Origin of the sequence: Microbacterium algihabitans, assembly GCF_032464975.1 — a bacterium.
Lineage (GTDB): Bacteria > Actinomycetota > Actinomycetes > Actinomycetales > Microbacteriaceae > Microbacterium > Microbacterium algihabitans.
In genome coordinates, this window is sequence record NZ_JAWDIU010000001.1 from 338,770 (window position 1) to 363,133 (window position 24,364).

At 71.9% G+C, this 24,364-nt stretch carries 21 protein-coding genes; 10 read left to right on the forward strand and 11 right to left on the reverse strand.

Annotated elements, in window-relative coordinates; genetic code table 11:
* Nucleotides 1-17: 17 nt before the first annotated feature.
* The 5 genes from RWH43_RS01595 to RWH43_RS01615 form a co-directional block, all read right to left on the reverse strand.
* Nucleotides 18-1,151: a 5-(carboxyamino)imidazole ribonucleotide synthase gene (locus RWH43_RS01595; protein ID WP_316000489.1), complete on the reverse strand. Its 1,134-nt coding sequence runs from the start codon at nt 1,149-1,151 to the stop codon at nt 18-20.
* A gap of 266 nt (nt 1,152-1,417) precedes the next feature.
* Complete coding sequence (locus RWH43_RS01600; protein WP_144828930.1) at nt 1,418-1,972, reverse strand: PH domain-containing protein; 555 nt, start codon at nt 1,970-1,972, stop codon at nt 1,418-1,420.
* Nucleotides 1,973-2,022: 50 nt separating this feature from the next.
* Nucleotides 2,023-2,784, reverse strand: a complete 762-nt coding sequence (locus tag RWH43_RS01605) for a hypothetical protein (protein WP_316000490.1) — start codon at nt 2,782-2,784, stop codon at nt 2,023-2,025.
* Nucleotides 2,781-3,332 (reverse strand): RNA polymerase sigma factor, encoded by a 552-nt coding sequence (locus RWH43_RS01610; protein WP_316000491.1) that lies wholly within the window; start codon nt 3,330-3,332, stop codon nt 2,781-2,783. The genes RWH43_RS01605 and RWH43_RS01610 overlap by 4 nt, the downstream gene beginning before the upstream one ends.
* Nucleotides 3,333-3,382: 50 nt before the next feature.
* Complete coding sequence (locus RWH43_RS01615) at nt 3,383-4,165, reverse strand: biotin--[acetyl-CoA-carboxylase] ligase (protein ID WP_316000492.1); 783 nt, start codon at nt 4,163-4,165, stop codon at nt 3,383-3,385.
* 157 nt (nt 4,166-4,322) lie between these two features.
* Here RWH43_RS01615 and RWH43_RS01620 point away from each other — a divergent pair, with 157 nt between their 5' ends.
* Nucleotides 4,323-5,930, forward strand: a complete 1,608-nt coding sequence (locus RWH43_RS01620) for an acyl-CoA carboxylase subunit beta (protein WP_396652401.1) — start codon at nt 4,323-4,325, stop codon at nt 5,928-5,930.
* Entirely contained in the window at nt 5,927-6,163 is a 237-nt protein-coding gene (locus RWH43_RS01625; protein ID WP_144828946.1) for an acyl-CoA carboxylase epsilon subunit, read from the forward strand. The genes RWH43_RS01620 and RWH43_RS01625 overlap by 4 nt, the downstream gene beginning before the upstream one ends.
* Nucleotides 6,164-6,505: 342 nt before the next feature.
* On the opposite strand, the gene RWH43_RS01630 is transcribed toward RWH43_RS01625, so the two are convergent.
* The 4 genes from RWH43_RS01630 to RWH43_RS01645 are packed head-to-tail and all read right to left on the reverse strand — an operon-like array spanning nt 6,506 to nt 10,769.
* Nucleotides 6,506-7,540: a hypothetical protein gene (locus RWH43_RS01630; protein WP_154096047.1), complete on the reverse strand. Its 1,035-nt coding sequence runs from the start codon at nt 7,538-7,540 to the stop codon at nt 6,506-6,508.
* Nucleotides 7,537-8,793, reverse strand: coding sequence for an ATP-binding protein (locus RWH43_RS01635; protein WP_230704299.1), 1,257 nt, complete (start codon nt 8,791-8,793; stop codon nt 7,537-7,539). Before RWH43_RS01635 ends, RWH43_RS01630 begins: the two co-directional genes overlap by 4 nt.
* Nucleotides 8,786-9,454, reverse strand: a complete 669-nt coding sequence (locus RWH43_RS01640; protein WP_144828952.1) for a response regulator transcription factor — start codon at nt 9,452-9,454, stop codon at nt 8,786-8,788. Before RWH43_RS01640 ends, RWH43_RS01635 begins: the two co-directional genes overlap by 8 nt.
* 58 nt (nt 9,455-9,512) lie before the next feature.
* Nucleotides 9,513-10,769, reverse strand: a complete 1,257-nt coding sequence (locus tag RWH43_RS01645; protein WP_316000493.1) for a class I SAM-dependent RNA methyltransferase — start codon at nt 10,767-10,769, stop codon at nt 9,513-9,515.
* A 651-nt stretch (nt 10,770-11,420) separates the two neighbouring features.
* Between RWH43_RS01645 and RWH43_RS01650 the strand changes: the two genes are divergently transcribed.
* Nucleotides 11,421-12,068 carry a Maf family protein gene (locus RWH43_RS01650; RefSeq protein ID WP_230704297.1) on the forward strand — a complete coding sequence of 216 codons (648 nt, stop codon included), beginning with the start codon at nt 11,421-11,423 and terminating at the stop codon, nt 12,066-12,068.
* A gap of 77 nt (nt 12,069-12,145) precedes the next feature.
* Nucleotides 12,146-13,912: an ATP-binding protein gene (locus RWH43_RS01655; RefSeq protein ID WP_316000494.1), complete on the forward strand. Its 1,767-nt coding sequence runs from the start codon at nt 12,146-12,148 to the stop codon at nt 13,910-13,912.
* A 340-nt stretch (nt 13,913-14,252) separates the two neighbouring features.
* On the opposite strand, the gene RWH43_RS01660 is transcribed toward RWH43_RS01655, so the two are convergent.
* The gene (locus RWH43_RS01660) at nt 14,253-15,713 is read right to left on the reverse strand and encodes an NAD(P)H-quinone dehydrogenase (protein WP_186316529.1); all 1,461 of its coding nucleotides are present in this window, start codon (nt 15,711-15,713) and stop codon (nt 14,253-14,255) included.
* 108 nt (nt 15,714-15,821) lie between these two features.
* Here RWH43_RS01660 and RWH43_RS01665 point away from each other — a divergent pair, with 108 nt between their 5' ends.
* The 3 genes from RWH43_RS01665 to RWH43_RS01675 all read left to right on the forward strand — a co-directional run bounded on the left by RWH43_RS01665 (nt 15,822) and on the right by RWH43_RS01675 (nt 19,524).
* Nucleotides 15,822-16,655 (forward strand): purine-nucleoside phosphorylase, encoded by an 834-nt coding sequence (locus tag RWH43_RS01665; protein WP_154096051.1) that lies wholly within the window; start codon nt 15,822-15,824, stop codon nt 16,653-16,655.
* Nucleotides 16,652-18,376: a phospho-sugar mutase gene (locus RWH43_RS01670; protein ID WP_316000495.1), complete on the forward strand. Its 1,725-nt coding sequence runs from the start codon at nt 16,652-16,654 to the stop codon at nt 18,374-18,376. The genes RWH43_RS01665 and RWH43_RS01670 overlap by 4 nt, the downstream gene beginning before the upstream one ends.
* A 377-nt stretch (nt 18,377-18,753) precedes the next feature.
* Nucleotides 18,754-19,524: a hypothetical protein gene (locus RWH43_RS01675; protein ID WP_144828972.1), complete on the forward strand. Its 771-nt coding sequence runs from the start codon at nt 18,754-18,756 to the stop codon at nt 19,522-19,524.
* Between the two features lie 368 nt (nt 19,525-19,892).
* Here the strand turns inward: RWH43_RS01675 and RWH43_RS01680 are convergent, their stop codons facing one another.
* A complete protein-coding gene (locus tag RWH43_RS01680; protein ID WP_316001104.1) occupies nt 19,893-21,779 on the reverse strand; it encodes a BglG family transcription antiterminator in 1,887 nt (628 codons plus the stop codon).
* Between the two features lie 231 nt (nt 21,780-22,010).
* Here RWH43_RS01680 and RWH43_RS01685 point away from each other — a divergent pair, with 231 nt between their 5' ends.
* Genes RWH43_RS01685 through ptsP form a run of 3 tightly spaced genes read left to right on the forward strand, consistent with a single transcriptional unit; the run spans nt 22,011 to nt 24,334 of the window.
* A complete protein-coding gene (locus tag RWH43_RS01685) occupies nt 22,011-22,337 on the forward strand; it encodes a PTS sugar transporter subunit IIB (protein ID WP_144828975.1) in 327 nt (108 codons plus the stop codon).
* A gap of 20 nt (nt 22,338-22,357) precedes the next feature.
* Nucleotides 22,358-22,633: an HPr family phosphocarrier protein gene (locus tag RWH43_RS01690; protein WP_144828979.1), complete on the forward strand. Its 276-nt coding sequence runs from the start codon at nt 22,358-22,360 to the stop codon at nt 22,631-22,633.
* A gap of 15 nt (nt 22,634-22,648) precedes the next feature.
* Nucleotides 22,649-24,334, forward strand: coding sequence for a phosphoenolpyruvate--protein phosphotransferase (ptsP, locus tag RWH43_RS01695; protein ID WP_316000496.1), 1,686 nt, complete (start codon nt 22,649-22,651; stop codon nt 24,332-24,334).
* Nucleotides 24,335-24,364: the final 30 nt, after the last annotated feature.

Consider the following 24,364-nt stretch of genomic DNA (forward strand, 5'->3'; position numbering starts at 1 on the left):
ATCGCGGAGCGGCGCGCTCAGTCGAAGAACGCGGCCGCCGCTCGACCCTCGTAGACGACGTCGTCGAGGTCGTCGCCGACGACGTTGACGTGGCCGACCTTGCGGCCCGGGCGCGGGTCCTTGCCGTAGGTGTGGATCTTGGCGGAGGGGTGCGCGGCCATGGCACCGGCGAACCGCTCGTCGAGGGTGCCCTCGGCCGGGCCGCCCAGCACGTTGATCATGACGATCCACGGGGCCACGGCATCCGTCGCCCCCAGGGGGAGGTCGAGCACCGCACGCAGGTGCTGCTCGAATTGGCTCGTGACGGCGCCGTCCTGGGTCCAGTGACCGCTGTTGTGCGGCCGCATGGCCAGTTCGTTGATGAGGATGCGCTCGTCAGTGGTCTCGAACAGCTCGACGGCGAGCATGCCCGTCACCCCCAGCCCCTCGGCGACCGCGACGCCGATCTCGGCCGCCACGCGCTGCACGCGGGCGTCCGCTCGGGGCGCCGGAGCGACGACCTCGGCGCACACGCCCCCGCGCTGCACGGTCTCGACCACGGGGTACGCGCGCACCTCGCCGGACGGGCGACGCGCGACCTGCTGCGCGAGCTCGCGTGTGAAGTCGACGAGTTCTTCGACCAGGAGCGAGCCGCCGCCTGCGTCTTCGGCGAGAGCGGCGAACCAGTCGTCGGCCTCGGTCGCGGCCGAGACGACGCGGACGCCCTTGCCGTCGTACCCGCCGCGCGGGGTCTTCACGACGGCACGACCGCCGTGGGCGTCGAGGAAGTCCTGCAGATCGGATGCCGAGGACACGGCGGCCCAGTCGGGTTGGGGCAGGCCGAGCTCGGCCATCTTGGCGCGCATGACGAGCTTGTCCTGCGCGACGCCCAGCGGCGCCGGACCGGGGTGCACGGCGACGCCGGCGGCGACGAGCGCGGCGAGCACGTCCTGCGGCACATGCTCGTGGTCGAAGGTGATGACGTCGACGTCACGGGCGAAGGCGAGCACCGTCTCGGCGTCGCGGTAGTCGCCGACGGCCGTCGCGGCCAGCGCCGCCGACATGCCCTCGGTCTCCGCGAGCACGCGGATCTCGACACCCAGCTCGACGGCGGGCGCGATCATCATCCGCGCCAGCTGTCCACCACCGACCACTCCGACTCGCAGCGCCATGCCGCTCCTTCCGTCGGTTCCCATTCTGACTGGCCGCGCGCGGCGATGCGACCCGGCCCCGGCGCCCTCAGGTCCCTGAGCCCAGCCCAGGTCCCTGAGCCTGTCGAAGGGACCGCAACCCGCAGACCGCGACGCCCCGGCGCCACCCAGGTCCCTGAGCCTGTCGAAGGGACCGCAACCCGCAGACCGCGACGCCCCGGCGCCACCCAGGTCCCTGAGCCTGTCGAAGGGACCGCAACCCGCAGACCGCGACGCCCCGGCGCGCCTCAGGTGTCGATCGAGCCCGAACCGAAGGTCTGCGAGTCGCGGTGCGCGAGGATCTGGTTCACCTCGACCTGGTCGACGAGCGTCTCGTGCACGAGCACGGCGTTCGGCACGTTCTTCATCCGGAGCGGCGGTTCGACGCCGTTCGACAGGCTGAGGGTGCCGGCTCCCCACAGGCGCTGGAGGATGCCGCGCCGCATCTGGATCGCGTAGCCGCGCACGTGCGAGATCTCGCGCTGGCTCGTTCCGAACAGTCCCGAACGCTCGATCACCCGCCGCGTGGTGATGGTCCACGTGTGCGAGAGCCAGACGAGGTAGGGCACCACCACGAGCAGCAGCACGAGAGCACCCGCCGCGGTCAGCAGCATCCAGTTCTCATAGGGTTCGGGCAGGTTGTCGTAGAAGTAGGCGGTGGCCCCCGCGACGCCGATCAGCACGAGGGCCGAGAGCGACAGGCGCCGCGCGTGCGAGCGCAGGCGCGCGATGCGCAGTTCAGGCGCGGCGACCCCCGGCGCCGGCGTACGCGGGCGTCCGATCGAGCTCGACGGCTGGGTCACGCTCTCATTGTGCGTGGTCGAGCCTGTGCGATCCCGATGCCACGCGGACCTCACCCGCAGTACTCACCGGGCAGCGTTCGCGAGACCGCCAGCTGCACCACCACTCCGTCGCGGGTGCGCATCGTCACCAGTCCGTCCCGGGCGATGAGCCGGCCCTCGTCGGTGACGGTGTACTGCGCGTCGGGGTAGGCCGCGCGCACCTCGGCTTCGGTCGCCCCGATGCCGATGCCGCGATCGGTGCGCGGCCCCACCGTGAAGTCGGGGGCGTCGTTGTCGTAGCGGTCCCACGAGACGACGCCGACGGTGTCGGGATCGCCCTCGTAATCGCGCACGAGCCACAGCGAGCCGTTCTCGGCGATCCAGGCGGGGTCTCCGTCGGGTCGGCACGTCGCGGCGTCGGGGAAGCCCGCCACCGCGTCGAGGATGCCCTCGCCCAGCTTCACCGGTCCGATGCCCTCGTCGGTGACCCGCCACTGCGCGGGATCGGCGGGGTCGGCGGTCGCGGTCGGCGGGACGGTGGTGGCCGGTGGCGTGGTGGCCGGTGGCGTGGACGCAGGAGTCGTCGGAGCGGAAGTCGGCGTCGGCGTCGGGCTGGCGACGACGGTGGGCGTCGCCGCCACCGTGCCCCCGGAGAGCGCTCCGCTCGCGAAGACCGACGTGCCCACGACGGCCGCGACCAGCACGGCCGCCGCGCCGCCCGTGAGGGCGAGGGTGCGGCGACGCCGGCGGTGCTCGAGGTTGTCGATGCCGGCGTCGATGGCGTCCGAGAGCGACGCGCGCTCGCGAGGGGTGAGGTGGTCGTCGTTCGTCATCGCACTGCTCCTTCGGCGGAGAGGGGGTGGAGGCCGTCCGCGGCGACGCGCAGGCGCGCCTTCGCCCGCGAGAGGCGGGATTTGACGGTGCCCGGCGCGACGCCGAGCGCCGCGGCGATCTCGGCCTCGGTGTAGCCCTGCATCACCGAGAGCACGAGCACCTGCTGATCGCGCACCGGCATGGTCGCCAGCACGCCGAGGATGCCCGACTCGTCGCGCGCAGCGATCTCCGCGTGACGCGGATCGTGATAGATCCGGCTGAGCGCGAGGCGGTGGCGGCGACCCGACCGCTCGAGGTTGCGCACCGTGTTCGTCACGGTGTTCAACAGCCAGGGCAGGGGCGAACCGTCGACGAGTCGCACGGTGCGCCGCTTGCGCCACAGTTCGAGGAACGCGATCGCCACGGCGTCCTTCGCGTCCTCGCGCACGCTCAGCAGCCGCACCGCGTGGCGGAACAGGCGTTGCTCGTGCCGGTCGAATAGCGCCCGGAAGGCGGCGCGATCGCCGTCCCGCGCACGCGGCCACAGGAGGAGGTCGGGATCGTTCATACCCGGGGATGTCCGCAGGGGCGCGGATGGTTCCCGATCGATCGAAGGCGTCAGCGCACGTGCACGACGTCGCCGGCCGAGACGATGGTCTCGATGGTTCCGGATGCCACGACCAGGCGTCCGTCGGGATCGATGCGCACCGCGGTGCCGGCCAGGGTCGTCCCGTCGGGCATCGCCACCGCGACCTCGCGCTCCACCGTGACGCACAGCTTCTCGATCTCGCGGTTGACGCGGTCGATGTCGTCGTGGGTCAGGCGCGCGAGCGTCTTCGACAGGTCGTCGAGGTAGTCGGCGAGGAGCTGGTCGTCGTCGCACTCGGCACCGATCGCGGCGAACGAGGTCGCCGTGGTCACGGGCAGATCGGCGCGGGTCATGCGCGTGTTCACTCCCGCGCCCACCACGACCATGTCGGGGTCGCCGGGCACGACCTCGGCGAGGATGCCGCAGATCTTGCCGCCGTCCACGAGCACGTCGTTCGGCCACTTCAGCTCGGCGGTGCCGCCGTGGCCGGTCAGCTGGTGGCCGATCGCGCGCGTCATCGCAGCTCCCGCCGCCAGGGGGATCCAGCCTCGCAATGCGGGCGGGACCATCGTCGCGTCGACGACCACCGACACGGCGAGCGCCGTTCCGGCGGGGGCCGTCCACGACCGGTCGAGGCGGCCGCGGCCGGCGCGCTGGTCGTCGGTGACGAGCAGCGACAGGTGCGGCCACCCCTCGGGGTCGGCGGCGACGGCGGCGACGACGTCGGCGTTCGTGGAGTCGGTGGTCTCGACGACCTGGAGGCGGGGGCTATGGGCGGCGGCGAGCGGGTATCCGGCTGCGGGGATCGGCATGACCACACCCTAGGCAACCGGCCCGGTGCGCGGCATCCGGTTGCGCCGACGGCATCGGCCTCTTCGTGTCGCGATGGCCGGATGCCACAGCGCCTCGCCGGTTCGCTTGTGCGCACCCTCCAACGTGCGCGCCGACGCTGTCGCTAGGGTGGAAAGCGTGACCGACCAGCCCGATCTCTTCACCACCGCCGGCAAGATCGCCGACCTGCGCAGCAGGTTCCAGGAGGCGGTCGTCGACGCCGAAGCCGCCGCCCGCGACAAGCAGCACGCGAAGGGCAAGCTCACCGCCCGCGAGCGGCTCGAGATGCTGGTCGATCCCGGCTCCTTCGTCGAGCTCGACGAGTACGTGCGCCACCGCACCACCGCGTTCGGCATGGACAAGTCGCGCCCCTACGGCGACTCGGTCGTCACCGGCACCGGCACCATCCACGGCCGCACCGTCGCGGTGTACGCGCAGGACTTCTCGACCTTCGGCGGCTCGCTCGGCGAGGTCGCCGGCGACAAGATCATCAAGGTGATGGAGCTGGCGCTGCGCAGCGGCATCCCGATCATCGGCATCCTCGACTCCGGCGGAGCCCGCATCCAGGAGGGCGTCGTCGCCCTCGGCAAGTACGGCGAGATCTTCCGCCTGAACACCGCGGCATCCGGAGTCATCCCCCAGATCTCCATCATCATGGGACCCGCCGCCGGTGGAGCGGTGTACTCCCCCGCCCTCACCGACTTCGTCATCATGGTCGACAAGACCAGCCAGATGTTCGTCACCGGCCCCGACGTCATCAAGACCGTCACCGGCGAGGACGTCGGCATGGAGGAGCTCGGCGGAGCCCACACCCACAACACCCGCTCGGGCGTGGCGCACTACCTCGCCGACGATGAAGACGACGCGATCGACTACGCGCGCGGCCTCATCGGCTATCTGCCCGACAACAACCTCGCCGAGATCCCGGTCTACGAGACGCCGTTCGAGTTCGAGACGACGGATGCCGATCGCTCGCTGAACACCGTCATCCCCGACTCGCCGAACCAGCCGTACGACATCCACACCGTGATCGACGGCATCGTGGACCCTTCGACAGGCTCAGGGACCGGAGAATTTCTGGAGGTGCAGCCGCTGTTCGCGCCCAACATCGTGATCGGCTTCGGCCGCATCGAGGGCCGCACGGTCGGCATCATCGCCAACCAGCCCTCGCAGATGGCCGGAACCCTCAACATCGACGCGGGCGAGAAGGCCAGCCGCTTCGTGCGCTTCTGCGACGCGTTCTCGGTGCCGATCGTCACCCTCGTCGACGTTCCCGGCTACCTCCCCGGCACCGACCAGGAGTGGACCGGCGTCATCCGCCGCGGCGCGAAGCTGCTGTACGCCTACGCCGAGGCCACCGTGCCGCTGGTGACCGTGATCCTGCGCAAGGCCTACGGCGGCGCCTACATCGTCATGGGCTCCAAGCAGCTGGGCGCCGACATCAACCTCGCGTGGCCCACCGCCGAGATCGCCGTCATGGGCGGACAGGGCGCGGTCAACATCCTCTACCGCGGCGAGATCAAGCGCGCCGAAGAGGCCGGCGAAGACGTCGCCGCCGTGCGCACGCGCCTGGCCAACGAGTACACCTACAACGTGGCGTCGCCGTTCCTGGCGGCCGAGCGCGGTGAGCTCGACGGGATCATCGAGCCGGCGCAGACGCGCGTCTCGATCGCCAAGGCCCTGCGGGCGCTGCGCAACAAGCGCGCGAGCCTGCCCGCCAAGAAGCACGGGAACATCCCGCTGTGACCGACGCCGCATCCGCCGCCGACCTGCCGCCCGCCGTGGCGGAGGTCGTGCGCGGAACCCCGACCGAAGAGGAGCTGGCCGCGGCGATCGTCGTGGTCAGCGAGGCGTACCTGCGCGAGGTGGCGGATGCCACGGCGCCCGACGACGCGCCCCGCTCGCGGTGGGAGCTCTCGGCGCGCGGTCTGCGTGCACCGCTGAACCGCGCCGCGGGGTGGCACGGTTTCACGGGCTGACCGCTCGGACGGGAAGTGTCCCCCGAAATACCTACAGACGCCGCGTTGACCGTCGCGAATACTGGAGAAGCTGGAACGCATCACGCGTTCGGCCGGACCGCTCCTTCGAGCCGGATTCGGCCGTGCGGACGGTTTTCGGGTAACCGTTCGCCCGGGTGAGGGGTCGGCGCATCGCCGCCCCTCACCCCATCCTCTCCCCCGCTGCGTCGACGGCCTCCCCCCGGGTCTGCTCCGTGGGCTGGGCGCGCTGCCGGAGACCCCCGTCGCGCGGGCGCGGGCACCTCGGCATCCGGAAACGTCCGCTGACGGAGTCGGCGCTCGTGCCTCGCCGTCGGTGCGGGGTCAGCGCGGGCGGCGGATCTCGTGCCAGAGGTCGACGTGGTCGTCGTCGCCGCCGGCCTGGTCGGCGTTGGAGCGTCCGACCACCGTGACGGCGATCTCGTGGTGCGGCGAGGTGCGGATGATGACGCGGTCGGACACCGCCTCGCGCAGCACCCCGGCCAACTCGGCGCGGATCGCATCGAGATCGACCGAGGGGATCCCCTCGAGCCCGCCCTCGTCGAAGAGGTTGACGATCGCTCCGCGGCGCCGCGCGGCGTCGATCTCCGAGCGCACGACGTCGTCGAGGAGGCGATTGCCGCGCAGCTCGTCGCGCAGGCTCGCCTCGGCGCGACGCGCGGCTTCCTTGTCGGCGGAACGGAGGTTGCCGCCGTTCTCGATCGTGCGCGCGAGGATCGGCCCCGCCGCCTGCAGCGCCCGCTGCACGTGGATGCGGCGCTCGCGCTGGCGGCCGCTCTGCGAGGCTTGCCACGCGGATGCCGCCTGCTGCAGCTCGGCGAGATGCTCGGCGTCGCGCGCCGCCCGGTCGAGGGCGATCATGACCAGCTGCGCCGCCGACACCCAGACGATCGACCCCACGAGCCCGAGGCTCAGGGCCTCGAGAGGACCGAGCCAGAGCGAGGTCGACACCGCGAGGATCGCCATGCCGGTCCACGCGACCACGGGGCGGCGACGCACCATGACGATGGTCATGAGCGCGCCGATCCCCCCGATCACCCAGGTGACGAACGGCTGGGCGCGTCCTTCGGCCGTGACGGCGAGGAACGGCGCGTTCGAGACGAGGACCGCCACGATGAGGGCGAGGGCGACGCCCCACCCGGGAAGCCGCGCGGGAGTGTTCGACGAGTCGTCGGCGCGCGGGTCGCGCGCACCGATCGCGAAGATCCACAGCCAGGTCACCGGCAGGTAGAGGAACAGGGCGCCCACCAGGAGCCATCCGCGCACCACGGTGTCGGGCGAGGTCCAGATGAGGCCGCGAGCGGCGAGGTAGGCCGTGAACGCGAGCCCGATGACGGAGAGGATGGAGCGGACGGTCACCAGCGGTCACCGCTCTCCCACTCGAGGGTGACGGTGGTGCCCCCGGCGTGGGAGTCGATCTCGCTGCGTCCACCGACCGCGGCGAGGCGGGCGTCGATCGAGCCGCGGATGCCGAGACGATCGGCCGGGATCGCCGCGACGTCGAATCCGGGTCCGGTGTCGCGAACGCGCACCGCCACTCCGCCCGGGGTCGTGGAGCCGGTCAACAGCACGGTGAGCCCCTGCGCGTCGGCGTGCTGCACGGCGTTCGCGACGGCCTGCAGCGCGGCCAGCACCAGGGCGCGGGCGACGCGGCCGGGCACGCGCGGGGTGCCCTCCTCGACGGCGCGGGCGACGGTCAGCTCGACGCCCAGCTCGCGGGCGGCCGCCTCGATGTCGTCGGCCAACCGCAGCGCGGCGACGGGCTCGTCGCTGCCCTCGAGGGGGTCCTTCTCGGCGTTGGCGAGGCGGGTCAGCGCCTCGCGCGCCATGCTCACCGCGAGCGTGCGTTCGCGGGGGGTCGAAGCGCGCTCCGCAGCCAGCAGTGCACCCAGCACGCTGTCGTGCATGAGGGCGGCGACCGCCACGCGCTCGTGCTCGGTGGCAGCCGTGGCCGCCGCCGACGCGTAGCTCGACACCGCGGAGGCGCGTGCCTGGTCCACGTTGGCGGCGATCGAGCGGTACATCCACCCCAGCGTCAGCAGCACGCTGCCGAGGATGAGGGCGAAGGTCACATCGAGCGCGATCGGCAGGATGAACTCGCTGCGCCCGCCCGCCTGCACGAGACGCACCACGCCGAACAGCAGAGGGGCCGCCACCGTCCAGGTGATCTGCAGCGAGATCGGGAAGGCCACCACCGTGGCCACCGTCGCGACGTTGATGAGGTAGAAGATCCAGGGATTCTCGGTGGGCGCGGGCGGCGGTCCACCCGCCGTCGCGATCGGCCACAGGGCGAGGGCGAGCACGAAGACCACGGCGAAGATGCCCGAGAACACGCGCGCGAAACGCCCGATCGTGCACGCGACGATCATGGCGAGCAGCGGCAGGAACACCGCCAGCACCAGGGGCACGTGCCACCCCTCGGCCTCGTCTCCCGGGCCGAAGGCCGCGGCGAAGGCCTGAGCGCCGAGCACGAGCGAACCCGGACCGACGATGAGCGTGATGACGCGTTCGATGCGCGTCTGCGTGAACGATCCCTGCTCCGCCTGCCCCTCTCGGGTGTGGGGGATGCGCCCCCACGCGTCGTCGAGCACGGATCGATCGGTTTCAGCCATGGGTGGGAGCGTCATCGGGCGCGTCATGCAGGATGCCGTCTTCCATGGCCCGACGCAGGAGGTCGACTTTGGTGGGGGCCGGGCGCCCCACCTCGACGTATTTCACACGGACGCGGGTGATGTTCTCTTTGGCCGTCGAGTAGGCCACGCCCAGCCGGTCGGCGACCGCCTTGAGCGGAAGGCCCGCGGCGTACAGCCGCAGCACCTCGCGCTCGCGCGTCGACAGTTGCGCATCGGCGAAGGCGCGGTCGCCCTCGACGGCGCTGGCCCACTCGACGTTGTCGAGCAGCTCGCCACGGGCGACAGTGCGGATGGCGCCGAGCACCTCGTGGGTGGGAGAGGACTTGCTGACGATGCCGGCGGCGCCGGCGGCGAGCGCTTCGCGTACCGCGGCGGCGCGGTCGGCGACGCTGTGGATGATGACGCTCGAGCCGTCGCGTACGACGCGGTCGACGTTCTCCGACACCGTGGTGCCGTCGCCGAGCGTGAGATCGAGCACCACGACGTCGGCCGGAGTGGTGACGGTGGCGCGGCGCCAGTCGAGGTACGCGGCGACGTTGGCGCCCGAGAAGACCACCTCGGTCGCTTCGGTGCGCGCGAGGGCGGCCTCCAGCCCGAGCCGGACCGACTCGTGGTCATCGATGAGGGCGACGCGCGTCATCCCCACATCGTATCGGCGCGGACCCTCGCCGCGCAGAAGCGCTCCCGCGGCGGGCGCGTCAGCGGCGCAGCACCGTCACGGCCTCGACATGGTGCGAGTTCGGGAACAGGTCGACGCCCCGGATGCCGTCGGTCCGGTACCCGTGCTCGCCGAAGATCGCGAGGTCGCGGGCCAGGGCCACCGGATCGCAGGCGACGTAGACGACGGCGGCCGGCGACAGGGCCGCGATCCCCTCGACGGCGATTCGTCCGGCCCCGGCGCGCGGGGGGTCGAGCAACACGACTCCGCGCGACAGGCGCTCGCGCTCGCGTGCGGAGGCGTCGGCGGCGAGCGCGGTGACGAAGCGGTCGACCCGCGCGGTCTCGGCGCGGGCGCCGATCCACTCCGCGAGGTTCTCGCCGGCGTGCTCGGTGGCCCGGGCGTCCGACTCGACGCTGATCACGCGGGTGGCGGGGCCGCCCGCCTCGGCCAGGGTCGCCGCGAACAGGCCCACACCCCCGTAGAGGTCGAGGTGGGTGGCATCCGGATCGAGATCGCCGACCCGTTCGGCCAGTTCCGCCGCGACGAGGGAGGTGAGGGTGTGCGCCGCGAGGCGGTGCACCTGCCAGAAGCCGCCCGCGTCGACGCGGAAGACCCGGTCGCCCACGCGCTCCTCGACGACCTCCGGTGCCGGGTGCGCCCGCGTGCCCTCGGGACGCGGCAGGACCCGCACGCGACCGTCGGACGGCTGGACGAGGTCGATACGCCCCGGAGCCGCCGCGTGCCGGACTTCGGCGGCCGCGCGGGCCACGGCATCCGTCGCCAAGGGGAGATCGGGGGTCTCCACCACGTGGTGAGACCGGGCGGCGTAGGCGCCGACGCGGCCCGCCTCGTCGACGTGCAGGCTCACGCGCGTGCGCCAGCCCGTGCCGTCGGCCGACTCCGGGTGCTCGGCGTCTCCCGCGGCGCGGACGTCGACCGGCAGCTCGAGCTTGCCGACGCGCTCGACGGCCTCGCGGATGACGCGCTGCTTGAGGGCCCGCTGGTGGGCGAGCTCGATGTGGCCGAACTCCGCGCCGCCCACCCGGTTGGACGGGTCGACTCCGATACCCGCGGCGCTCCACACGTGCGGCCGGCGCTCGGGAGCGGCGTCGAGCACCTCCACGGCGTCGGCGCGCCAGAACGACTTCTTGCGCGTGTCGGTGAGGCGGGCGCGGATGCGCTCGCCCGGCAGCGTGTCCGCCACGAAGACGACGCGCCCCTCGTGCCGTCCGACGAAGACACCACCATGGGCGATGCCGGTGATGTCGAGTTCGATGAGGTCGCCGTCGTGCATCCTCCGAGCCTGTCACACGCGGCCGGGAGAGCGCCGGGCCGGGGTCCCTGAGCCTGTCGAAGGGAGGTCCCTGAGCCCGTCGAAGGGGGTCCCTGAGCCTGTCGAAGGGAGGTCCCTGAGCCTGTCGAAGGGAGGTCCCTGAGCCCGTCGAAGGGAGGTCCCTGAGCCCGTCGAAGGGAGGTCCCTGAGCCCGTCGAAGGGAGGTCCCTGAGCCCGTCGAAGGGAGGTCCCTGAGCCCGTCGAAGGGTCCGGGACCCGCGCACGGCCGGTGGCTTCGACAAGCTCAGCCACCTCGCGATCCGAGGTCCCTGAGCCCGTCGAAGGGGGTCCCTGAGCCTGTCGAAGGGGGTCCCTGAGCCTGTCGAAGGGGGTCGCTGAGCCTGTCGAAGGGAGGTCCCTGAGCCCGTCGAAGGGTCCGGGACCCGCGCACGGCCGGTGGCTTCGACAAGCTCAGCCACCTCGCGAGCCGAGGTCCCTGAGCCCGTCGAAGGGTCCGGGACCCGCGCACGGCCGGTGGCTTCGACAAGCTCAGCCACCTCGCGATCCGAGGTCCCTGAGCCCGTCGAAGGGAGGTCCCTGAGCCCGTCGAAGGGAGGTCCCTGAGCCTGTCGAAGGGTCCGGACGCCTCCGGAGCGTGGGTAGCGTGGGCGCATGCGCGTGTGCTTGGCATCCACTTCCCCCGCTCGTCTCATGCTGCTGCGTCAGGCGGGCATCGAGCCCGAGGCGCGGTCGCCCCGGGTCGACGAGGAGGCGGTCATCGCGGAGGTCGAGGCGGCCGAGGCGCGGCGCCTGCCCGCCCCCGAGCACGTGCTGCTCCTCGCGCGCCGCAAGGCGGCCGACGTCGCGCACCGCCTGCGCGCGGAGGAGCCCGACTTCGACGGTTTCGTCATCGGCGGCGACTCGATGTTCGCCCTGGGCGACGAAATCCTCGGAAAGCCGTACACCCCGGATGCCGCGACCGCCCGCTGGCGCGGGATGAGGGGCCGCACCGGGGTGCTGCACTCCGGACACAGTGTCTTCCGCCTCTCCCCCGGCGCGGAGCCGCAGGAGGCCCACGCCGTCGCCGAGGCCTCGGTGACCTTCGCCGCCGACGTCGACGACGACGAGATCGCCGCCTACGTCGCCACCGGTGAGCCGCTGCTCGTGGCGGGGGCCTTCACCGTCGACAGCCTCGGCGGGGCGTTCATCGAGCGCGTCGACGGAGACCCGTCGACGGTGGTGGGCATGTCGCTCTCGACGGTCCGACGTCTGGTGCGCGAACTGGGCGGCTCGTGGACCGACCTGTGGAACCGTTCGTAGACTCCCTCACACGTTTTTCGGCGTTTCTTATCGAGGAGGGTCAAAAGGCCGGGGTGCCCCCTCGCTAGGCTGGGAGGATGCCGAAGATCGCCAAGGTCCTTGTCGCCAACCGCGGCGAGATCGCCGTCCGAGTCATCCGCGCCGCCCGTGATTCGGGGAAGGCCTCCGTCGCGGTCTACGCCGATCAGGACCGCGACGCCCTGCACACCCGCCTCGCCGACGAGGCCTACGCCCTCGACGGCGCGACCAGCGCTGACTCCTACCTCTCGATCGAGAAGATCCTCTCGGTCGCCCGCCGCTCCGGCGCCGACGCCGTGCACCCCGGCTACGGCTTCCTCGCCGAGAACGCCGACTTCGCCCGCGCCGTCATCGGCGCCGGCCTCATCTGGATCGGTCCCTCGCCCGGCGCCATCGAGGCGCTCGGCGACAAGGTCACCGCGCGCCACGTCGCCGAGAAGGTCGGGGCGCCGCTGGCCCCCGGAACCCCCGGCCCCGTCTCGGGCGCCGACGAGGTCATCGCCTTCGCGAACGAGGTCGGCCTGCCGATCGCCATCAAGGCCGCTTACGGCGGCGGTGGACGCGGCCTGAAGGTCGCGCGCGAGCTCGACGAAGTCGCCGAGATGTTCGAGTCGGCCACGCGCGAGGCCGTCGCCGCGTTCGGTCGCGGCGAGTGCTTCGTCGAGAAATACCTCGACAAGCCGCGCCACGTCGAGACGCAGTGCCTCGCCGACTCGGCCGGCAACGTCGTGGTCGTCTCCACGCGCGACTGCTCGCTGCAGCGCCGCCACCAGAAGCTCGTCGAAGAGGCGCCCGCGCCGTTCCTGACCGACGAGCAGAACGCCATCCTGTACTCGGCGTCGAAAGCCATCCTCAAGGAGGTCGGCTACGTCGGTGCCGGCACCTGCGAGTTCCTCATCGGCGCCGACGGCACGATCTCGTTCCTCGAGGTCAACACCCGTCTGCAGGTGGAGCACCCGGTCTCCGAAGAGGTCACCGGCATCGACCTGGTGCGCGAGCAGTTCCGCGTCGCCGAGGGCGAGGAACTCGGCTACGACGACCCGGCGCCCACCGGCCACTCGATCGAGTTCCGCATCAACGGAGAAGACCCCGGTCGCGGGTTCCTCCCCCAGCCCGGCCCGATCCACGTCTTCAAGACGTTCGGTGGCCCCGGCATCCGCCTCGACTCCGGCGTGACCGCGGGCGACAGCGTCTCGGGCGCCTTCGACTCGCTGCTCGCGAAGATGATCGTGACCGGCCGCGACCGCGCCGAGGCGCTCGAGCGTTCGCGCCGCGCCCTCGACGAGTTCGAGGTCGCCGGCATGCCGACCGTCATCCCCTTCCACCGCAAGGTCGTGCGCGACCCCGCCTTCACCGCCGAGAACGGCGAGTTCGGCGTCTTCACGCGCTGGATCGAGACGGAGTTCGTCAACGACATCCCCGCGTGGGACGGCGAGCTCGAAGCCCCCGCCGCGGCCCCCGGCCGCCACACGGTGGTCGTCGAGGTCGGCGGCAAGCGCCTCGAGGTGAGCCTGCCCGACCGCATCACCGCGGCGGCACCGCAGGTCGGTCGACCCGCGGCCGCTCCCCCGTCCCGCCGCGCGCACGCCGCCTCTCCCACGGCCGGCGCCACCGGCGACGCGGTGAAGTCGCCGATGCAGGCCACCGTCGTCAAGGTCGCCGTCGAAGAGGGCCAGCAGGTCGTCAAGGGCGACCTGGTCGTCGTGCTCGAGGCGATGAAGATGGAGCAGCCCATCCAGGCCCACAAAGACGGCACGGTCGCCGGCATCGACGCCTCGGCCGGCACCACGGTCGCCGCGGGCCACCAGCTGCTGCTGATCAGCTGACGGGCCCTTTCGTTCGCACGGCGCCGCGCTCCCTCGGGGGCGCGGCGCCGTCACAGGTGGCTGAGCCTGTCGAAGCCACCGGCGAGCTCAGGGACCTGCGCCACACAGGTGGCTGAGCCTGTCGAAGCCACCGCAACCCGCCGCGAAGACCGGACCCTTCGACAAGCTCAGGGACCTGCCTCACACAGGTGGCTGAGCCTGTCGAAGCCACCGCAACCCGCCGCGAAGACCGGACCCTTCGACAAGCTCAGGGACCTGCCTCACACAGGTGGCTGAGCCTGTCGAAGCCACCGGAACCCACAGCGAAGACCGGCCCCCTCGACAAGCTCAGGGACCTGCGTCAGTCCTCGCCGGGGTCGTCGCGGTCGACGATGTGCATGGCGCGCGCGGCGTCGGTGATGCTCGAGGTCAGCGAGGGGTACACCGCGAACACGCGGGCCACCTGGTCGACGGTGAGGCGGCGCTCGACGGCGATCGCAATCGGGTAGATGAGCTCCGACGCCTTGGGGCCGACGATCACGCCGCCCATCACGGTGCCGCTGCCCTCGCGGGCGATGAGCTTGACGAAGCCGTCGGTGATGCCCTGCATCTTCGCGCGGGGGTTGGCCGAGAGCGGGAGCTTGCGCACCTTGCCGGCGATCCGGCCCTCGATGACGTCCTGCTCGCTGAAACCGACGGTGGCGATCTCGGGCGCGGTGAAGATGTTGGCCGTGATGCGGCGCGTCTCGAGCGGGATCACGATGTCGCCGAGGGCGTGGAAGATGGCCTGACGTCCCTGCATCGAGGCGACGGATGCCAGAGGGTAGAAGTTCGTGCAGTCGCCGGCCGCGTAGATGTTGGGCACCGAGGTGCGCGCTACGCGGTTGACGCGGATGTGACCGGATGCCGTCATCTGCACCCCCGCCTGCTCAAGTCCGATGCCGGCGGTGTTGGGGATCGACCCGACCGCCATCAGGCAATGGCTGCCCTCGATGGTGCGGCCGTCCGACAGGGTGACGGTGACGCCCTCGCCGGTGTTGACGACCGAGTCGGCCCGCGCCTTTGCCAGCAGGGTCATGCCGCCGCGCTGGAACACGCGTTCGAGCACGGCCGCGGCATCCTGATCCTCGCCCGGGAGCACCTGGTCGCGGCTCGAGACGAGCGTGACCTTCGCGCCGAGGTTCATGTACGCCGAGGCGAACTCGGCGCCGGTCACGCCGGAGCCCACCACGATGAGGTGCGAGGGCACTGACTTCATGTTGTACAGCTGCGTCCACGTGAGGATGCGCTCGCCGTCGGGCTGCGCCGAGGGGAGTTCGCGGGGCGAGGCGCCGACCGACACGACGAGGGTCTCGGCCTCGATGCGGTCGAAGTCGGTTCCGCCGGCCTCGGTCGAGACGACCACCGCGCCGTTGCCGTCGAGGCGTCCGTGACCCGAGATGATGCGGACGCCCGCCTCGAGGAGCGACGAACGCATGTCGTCGGACTGCTGCCGCGCGAGCGAGAGCAGGCGCTGGTTGACCGCGGCGAGGTTGATCGCCACCTCAGGGGTCAGCGGCTTGCCGCGGTCGTCTTTGGCGAACAGCTGCACGCCGAGGCTGCTGGCGTTGCGGATCGCGACGGCCGCGTCGGCGGTGGCGATGAGGGTCTTCGAGGGGACGACGTCGGTGATGACGGCCGAGCCGCCGACTCCCGCGCGCTCGACGAGGGTGACGTCGGCGCCGAGCTGTGCGGCGGAGAGGGCCGCCTCGTACCCGCCGGGGCCGCCGCCGACGATCGCGACGGACTGCTTGCGCTCGAAGCTCTGCACCATGGCATCCATTCTGTCAGCGCTGGGCGGATGCCGATGCGCCACTCAGCTGCGCCCGACACGATGATCCGAGGTGTGTGCCGTCTGGCCCGCGGGCCCCGCCTTTTCTAGAGTGGGGGGATGTCCAACAGCACAGCCCACCCGCTCGACGACCCCGCGGTCGACCCGTTCGAGATCGCCGCCGCCGCGGCCGCCGACATCGCCCGCCTCTCGGGTGTCGAGCACCACGACATCGCCGTGACCCTCGGGTCCGGCTGGGGACGCGCCGCCGAGCTCATCGGCGAGGAGACGGCGTCGTTCCCCGCGACCGAGGTCGTCGGTTTCTCCAAGCCCGCCCTCGAGGGGCACGTCGGCACGCTCCGCAGTGTCCGCACCCCCGGCGGCAAGAACGTGCTCGTCATCGGCGCACGCACGCACTACTACGAGAACCACGGCGTGCGCCGGGTCGTTCACAGCGTGCGCACCGCGGCCGCGACGGGCGCGAAGACGATGATCCTCACCAACGGTGCGGGCGGTATCCGCGAGACGTGGAAGCCCGGCCAGCCCGTGCTCATCAGCGACCACATCAACCTCACGGCCGACTCGCCCCTCGAGGGCGCGACCTTCATCGACCTCACCGACCTGTACTCGAAGCGCCTACGCGACGTCGCCCGGTCGATCGACCCCACGCTCGACGAGGGCGTGTACACGCAGTTCCGCGGGCCGCACTACGAGACGCCCGCCGAGGTGCAGATGGCCAAGACCATCGGCGGCCACATCGTCGGCATGTCGACCGCCCTCGAGGCGATCGCCGCGCGTCAGGCCGGCATGGAGATCCTGGGCTTCTCGCTCATCACGAACCTGGCCGCCGGCATCCAGAAGACGCCCCTCAGCCACGAAGAGGTGCTCGAGGCCGGCCGCGAGGCCGAGCCGGTGATCTCGGCGCTGCTCGCTCGCGTGATCGGCGCGTTGTGAGCGGGTACGTCGACGCGGCCCGCGCCTGGCTGGCGCAGGACCCGGATGCCGTGACCCGCGACGAGCTCACCTCGCTGCTCGCGCGCGTCGAGGACGGCGATGCGGAGGCGGCGGCCGACCTCGAGGATCGCTTCTCGACGCGGCTCGCCTTCGGCACCGCGGGCCTGCGCGGGACCCTCGGCGCCGGCTCCAACCGCATGAACCGCGTGCTCGTCTCCCAAGCGGCGGCGGGTTTCGCGGCGTACTTGCTCGAGCGCTCGTCCGGCTCCGCACCGACCGTGGTGGTCGGGTACGACGGACGCCGCAACTCCGACGTGTTCGCGCGCGACTCGGTCGAGATCTTCGCCGGCGCGGGCCTGAACGCGATCCTGCTCCCCCGCCTGCTGCCGACGCCCGTGCTCGCCTTCGCCGTGCGCCACCTCGGCGCCGACGCCGGCGTCATGGTCACCGCGAGCCACAACCCGCCCGACGACAACGGCTACAAGGTCTATCTGGGCGGCGACGACCAGGGCGCGCAGATCGTCTCGCCCGCCGACGCCGAGATCGCCGCGCACATCCAGCGGATCGCCGACGGGGGCAACATCACCACGCTCCCCCGCTCGGTCGGCTACGCCAACGCCCCCGAGTCGGTCGTCGAGGCGTACGTCTCCGCGACCGCCGCGGTGGCCCCCGCACCCGCCGGCGCCGAGGGCCTGAACTGGGTGTACACCGCGATGCACGGCGTCGGGTGGGAGACCGTCTCGCGCGTGCTCACCGAGGCCGGCTACCCCCAGCCCACCGTCGTCGAGGCGCAGATCCACCCCGACGGGCGCTTCCCGACCGTCGCGTTCCCCAACCCGGAAGAGCCCGGGGCTATGGACCTGTCGTTCGAGACCGCGCGCGCGGTCGACGCCGAGCTCGTCATCGCCAATGATCCGGATGCCGACCGCCTGGCCGTCGCCATCCCCGACGCCGACGCCGAGGGCGGGTGGCGCCGGCTGACCGGCAACGAGATCGGCCTGCTGCTGGGCTGGCGGGCGGCGCGGCTCGCGGCCGAGGGGGCCTCCCCTACGGGCGACGCCTCCGACGACGCCGCCGAGGCGCGCGGAGACGCCGGGGTGCCGGCATCCCTCGCCTGCTCTCTGGTCTCGTCGCCCGGACTCCAGGCCGTCGCCGAGCACTACGGTCTCGAGTTCCATTCCACCCTCACGGGGTTCAAGTGGATCTCGCGCGCGCCCGACATCGTGTTCGGCTTCGAGGAGGCCCTCGGCTACCTCGTCAACCCGACGACCGTGCGCGACAAAGACGGGATCTCGGCCGCCGTGGCTCTTCTGGGCATGGCATCCGAAGCCCGTGCCCAGGGCCGCACCGTGGCCGACCTGCTGCAGGAGTTCCGCGACACGTTCGGCGCGTTCGCGAGCGACCAGATCTCGGTGCGCGTGAGCGACGTCAGCGAGATCGCCGGGATCATGGCCGCCCTGCGCGCCCAGCCTCCCGCCGCGGTGGGCGAGATCGCCGTGTCGCGCATCGACGACCTGCTGCTCGGCGTCGACGGACTGCCCCCGGGCGACGTGCTGCGCCTGTGGCTCGACGACGGCTCGCGCCTCATCGTGCGCCCCAGCGGCACCGAGCCCAAGCTCAAGCTGTACCTCGACGTGCGCGGATCGTCGGCGAAGAAGGCGCGCCGCCGCCTCGACGCGCTGCGCGCCGGGGCCGAGGAGTTGCTGGTGTCGGTGCGCTGACGCGCCGCGTCTCCGGTTTGGGGCGCATCTCGTCGTCTGGGGCGTATTTTGATCGCCCCGAACAACGGAATGCGCCCCAAACCCCATTGAGGGCAGTTCACGGACGGCTCCTCCCCAGCGACGACCGTTCGACGACCGTCCCCGAATGCGCCGATGGACGGATGCCGGCATCCGCCGCCACGCAGACTCGGGTCATGCTCGCGCTTCCTCGCCTTCTCTCCTGGGAGGATCTGCGGGCCGACGGCGTCGGTCCAGCACAGACGGGACGGATGGTTCGGTCGGGCGATCTGGTCCGACTCCGGCCCGGTGTCTACATCCGCGCCAATCCTGACCACCGGCCCACCCCGGAGGAGTGGATCATCTTGCGGGCTCGCGCATTGGCTCGGACCAGCGCTGAGCCTCCGCTGTTCTCCCACCTGACCGCCGCCGCTCTGCACGGGCTCCCGGTTCGGGCACCGACCTCGCCGAAGGTGCACATCACCCTGCCGTCCGAGCGGCCCGGCGCGCAGTCACTCGTCGTCAGGCACCGCGGCGAGGTGCCCGAAGACCAGCAGGTGCAGCGCCACGGCGTCCGATTCACGAGCCTCGAGCGCACGATGGCCGACGTCGCGCGCACCGCGTCGTTCGAGACCGCGGTCTGCGCGCTCGACGCCGCGTTCCGGCCCGTGACCGCCCCAGAACCCGGTGTGAACGACATCGAGGCGGCGGACGAACTCCGCGCGAAGGTGCTCGCGATCGCTTCGCGCTCGGCCCATGGTCGCGCTCGTGCGCTCCGCGCCCTCGCTTTCGCCGACGGACGCGCCCACCTGCCGGGAGAGAGCATCAGTCGCATCCGCCTCACGGAGTTGGGTTTCGCACGGATCGACCTCCAAGTCCACGTCGCCGGCCCTTCCGGCCAGAACTACTACGTGGACTTCGGCCTCGACGACGCGAGGGCCTGGGGCGAGTTCGATGGCGAGAAGAAGTACCGCGACGAAGCGATGCGCTCGGGTCTCACGCTCGAGGACGTCCTGCTGCAGGAGAAGCAGCGCGAGGACTGGATCCGAGGGACCACCCAGCGACCGTTCGCTCGGTGGAAATGGGCCCACCTCCGCTCGGCAGAGACCCTCGCCCAGCGGCTGGCGAGCTTCGGGATCCGCGCGCGCTGAGGCGGGCCCCTCTGGCCCCCCCGGTTTGGGGCGAATCTCGCAGTTTGGGGCGAGATTTGCTCGCCCCAAACTGCGAGATTCCGCCCCAAACCGACGTCATCGGGTGTCCCACGACACGGCGCCGACACTCCGCGCCCGGGCGTGATCACGCCGCCCGGCGCGACGGAGAGAAGGGCTGGGCAGGTTTGGGGCGGGATTTGTCAGTTGGGGCGTGAATTTCCCGCCCCAAGGTGCGAAATGCGCCCCAAACCCGAAGAGCGCGACCCGCGCCCGGCGAGACCCCGCGTCAGCCCGGCGAGACCCCGCGTCAGCTCGACGAAGCCCGCGTCAGCTCGACGAAGCCCGCGTCAGCCCGGCGAAGCCCCGCGTCAGCCGTCGATCACCGCGACCAGCTCATCCAGAAACGCCGGGAACGAGGTCGCGCGGCGCACGATGCGCTGCACGCTGTCGCGCTCGCTGAACACCTCGACGAACTGCTCGAACACGGTCTGGAAGGCCTCGCGGTCGGTTTCGCTGAAGGCCACGAGCGCGACCACCTGCACGCGCCCCTCGCCCCACTCGATCGAGGGGTCAGCGATGCCGATCGCGATGCGGGTCTGCGTCGCGGTCATGCCCATCGCGTGGGGCACGGCGAGCGCGTCGGTGAAGGCGGTCGACGAGATCGACTCGCGCTCGACCGCGCGGTCCACGTACGCCTCGTCGATCACGCCCTGTTCGACGAGCATGCCGCCGAGGCGCTGGATCACGCCGGCCTCGCCGTTCGCGGCATCCAGCCCCCGCACGAAAGCCTCGGGGGCGAAGTACCGCTCGAGCTCTGCCCGCAGACGGGCGAGGCGACGCCCGCGGCGGATGCGACCGGCGGCGGCCTGCACGCGCTCGACGTCGGCGTCGGTGAGGAACGGCTGGATCCGCACGAACCGGTCGCCCGGCCGTGGCGGGTCGATGGTCGTGAGCACCAGGTCGGTGTCGATGGAACCCCACGCGGGGTCGATGCGGGTCTCGACGCCGACGACCTCGATCGCCTGGCCGAGCGAGCGATCGATGCTCGAGCGCAGCAGTTCGTGCAGCTCGTAGTAGCCGGGGCACACGATCGTCGCGGTCAGCAGCTGATCGGCGCGACGGCTGCGCTCGAGGCGACCTCCGACGTGCATGGCGATGTAGGCGATCTCGTCGTCGAGGATCGGGATGCCGAGGCCGTCCTGCAGCCCCTTGGCGATGTACACCGCGACCTCGAAGATCATCGGGTACGTCGACTTCAACGAGCGCGTGAGCGGATTGCGCGACCACGCCTGCTCCTTCGCGCGGTGCAGCAGGTTCTGCACGTGCAGCGCGAGGCGCAGGATGAAGTCGTCGTGGGCGATGTCGACGAGGAACTCGGATGCCGCGTTCTCGACGACCCGCCGGACGGCCACCTCGACGGCCGGGTCGAGGCGGGAGCGCACGTCGTCGCCGGCCGGGGATCCGGGCGCGACGATACGGGTCAGCACGAGGGTGGCGAGGTGGCGCAGGTCGCCCGAGCCGAGCTGCACGCCGATGTGCTTGACCGTCAGGCGGTCGAGCAGCGCGACGACGGCGGCCGCGGCATCCGACGAATCACCGCCCGGAGAGCCGAGGGCCCGGTCGCGCGTGGTGCGGTCGGCGGCGATGGCGATGTGCATGACCACGTCGCCGATGCCGATCTCGTTGACGTAGTAGCCGAGGGCGCCGAGCTCCGCGACGAGTTCGGCCTTGAACGGCCCGAACGCGCGGGCACCGACCGACTGCTCGCCGAGCGTGCGCCGCAGGGCGTCGAGGTCGAAGAGTCCGGCGTCCATCTCGTCGTGCGCGAGCTTGGACAGCAGTCGGCGTTGGGCGACCTCCGTGCCGCGAAGACGGGCGGTGGATGCCGAGCGCTCGAGGGTCAGCTCGGTGCCGCCGAGCAGCCCGCGCACGCGCGCGAGGTCGGCCTCGAGGGTCGCGGTGCTCACGTGCAGGGCGTCGGCGGTCTCGAACACGTCGATGCCGTCGGCGGAATCGAGCAACCGGCGCACGAGCGTGTGCAGGCGGTCGCGCGGGGTGCCGGCATCCGCCCCCGTCAACGCCCGAAGGGCCGCCGCGGCGTCGGACCCGGCGCGGTAGCCGAGGGGCCCCGACTCGATCGCGGCGCCGCCCGGGACGCGGGCGTTGATCGCCGTGACGTACGAGCGCACGCTGCGCGGGGTCACGCCCAGCGCGTCGGCGAGCGACGCCGCGGTCGACCACTCCGCGTCCCGCATGAGCAGGGCCAGCAGGCGGTCTTGGCGAGCCTTGGTCGTCACGATCCGTCCTCCGCACCGCCCCGGTTGGCAGCGTTCCGACCATCCTTTCACGCCCGTCCGCCCCCGGCGCGGGGCGAGACGGTGCGCGCAGCGGGCGGCCGCGGCATCCGCGTTCCGGGGGGTGGGAAACGAACCTGGTTGTCCGCTGTGAGACGGGTGCGGACAATCGAGAGGAAGAAAGGCCGGTCGATGAGGATCCTCGTGGTGTGTGGAGCGGGTGCGTCGAGCACGTTCGTCGCGCAACGCGTTCGTCGTGCTGCGCACGAGAAGGGCCTGGACTACTCCGCCTCGGCGGGAACGTCGCGGTCCCTCCCGATCGACCTCGACGCCGCCGATCTCGTGCTGGTGGGCCCGCACCTCGCGCCCGAACTCGAGCGCATCCGCCTCGAGGCCGCCCCGCGCGGCGTGACCGTCGTGCTGCTGCCCGACGACGTCTTCGCCGACCAGAGCGGCATCCGAACCCTCGCCCTGGTCGAGGACGCCCTGCGTTCCGCCCAGCCCGCGGACACGATCTGAACTCGACGGAGAGGACACTCATGCCCCACCTGACCCGCACCGTCCGCATCGGCTCGTCGCACGGCCTGCACGCCCGCCCCGCGAAGCTCTTCGCGCAGGCCGCGAAAGACTCCGGCATCCCCGTCACCCTCGCCAAAGACGCCGGAAAGCCGGTCAACGCCGCGAGCATCCTGGGGATCATCGCCCTGGGGCTCGAGCAGGGCGACTACGTGACCCTCGTCGCCGACGGCGACAACGCCGAGGCGACGCTGGAGCGCCTCGCCGAACTTCTGACCACCGACCACGACGCCGAGTAAAGGAAACACAGCACCATGACGGAACTCCGTGGAGTCGGAATCGGACTGGGCGTCGCCCAGGGACCCATCGCGCGCATGGCCGAGCCCCTGCCCGCCCCGAAGGACGCCAAGAGCGAGCTCTCGGTCGACGACGAGACCGCCCGCGTGCGCGAGGCCATCGGCGCCGTCGCCCGCGAGCTGGAGGCCCGCGGCGCGGAGGCCGGTGGCGCCGCCCGCGACGTGCTCGAGGCGCAGGCGATGATCGCCGAAGACCCCACCCTCGAAGCCGAGGTCGACGCGCGCCTGGCCGCCGGCAAGACCGGCGAGTTCGCGGTGCACGACGCCTTCGCTTCGTTCCGCGAGCAGCTCGTGGCCCTCGGCGGCTACCTCGGCGAGCGCGCGGCCGACCTCGACGACGTCGCCCAGCGCGTGATCGCGCGCCTCCGCGGCGTCGCGGCCCCCGGCATCCCCGACCCCGGTCACCCCTTCGTGCTGGTCGCGAAAGACCTCGCCCCGGCCGACACCGCCCTGCTCGACCTCGACAAGGTGCTGGCCCTGGTCACCACCGAGGGCGGTCCCACCTCGCACACCGCGATCCTGGCCCGCGAGAAGTCGATCGTCGCGGTCGTCGGCGCCGCCGGCGCGAAGGACCTCGTCGACGGCCAGACGGTGATCGTGGATGCCGCAGCCGGCGTCGTGACCGTCGACCCGAGCGCCGACGACCTGGCGCGGGCCGAGAACCGTGCCGCAGTCCGAGCCGCCTCGGCATCCGCCCCCATCACCGACGGCGCCCTCGCCGACGGCACGAAGGTCCCCCTGCTGGCCAACCTCGGCAAGCCCGGCGGAGCCGGCGAGGCCGTCGAGCTCGGCGCCGAGGGCGTGGGCCTGTTCCGCACCGAATTCCTCTTCCTCAGCTCCAGCTCGGCCCCCACGGTCGAGGAGCAGCGCGCGGCGTACATCGAACTGCTCAGCGCCTTCCCCGGCAAGAAGGTCGTCGTGCGCGTGCTCGACGCCGGCGCCGACAAGCCCCTGCCGTTCCTCAACGACGCGCACGAAGAGAATCCCGCGCTGGGTCTGCGTGGCCTGCGCGCCCTCCGCGCCAGCGAGGACATCCTGCGCGAGCAGCTGACGGCCCTCGCCGAAGCGGATGCCGCGACCCGGGCGTCCGAGGCCGGCCCCGCCGACCTGTGGGTCATGGCGCCCATGGTCTCGACCGTCGAGGAGACCCGGTACTTCACCGCGCTGGCGAAGGACTACGGCCTCAAGACGACCGGCGTCATGGTCGAGGTCCCCTCCTCGGCTCTCCTGGCCGACCGCATCCTCGAGATCGCCGACTTCGCCTCGATCGGCACGAACGACCTGACGCAGTACACGCTCGCCGCCGACCGCCTGCTCGGCTCGGTCGCGTCGTTCCAGGACCCGTGGCATCCGGCCGTTCTCCGCCTCATCCGCGAGGTCGGGGCCGCGGGCCGCACGCACGGCAAGCCCGTCGGCATCTGCGGAGAGGCCGCGGCCGACCCGATGCTCGCCGTCGTGCTCGTCGGGCTCGGCGCCACCACGCTGTCGATGGCCCCCACGGCCCTCGCCGACGTGCGCGCGACCCTGCTCACCCACACTCTCGACGATGCCCGCCGCATCGCCGAGGCCGCCCTGGCCGCGGACGACGCGGCCTCCGCCCGCGAGGCAGCCCAGGCCGCCTCCTCTCTCGTCCACACCCCGTGAACCCCGGGGCGGTTCCGGCCGCCCCGTCGA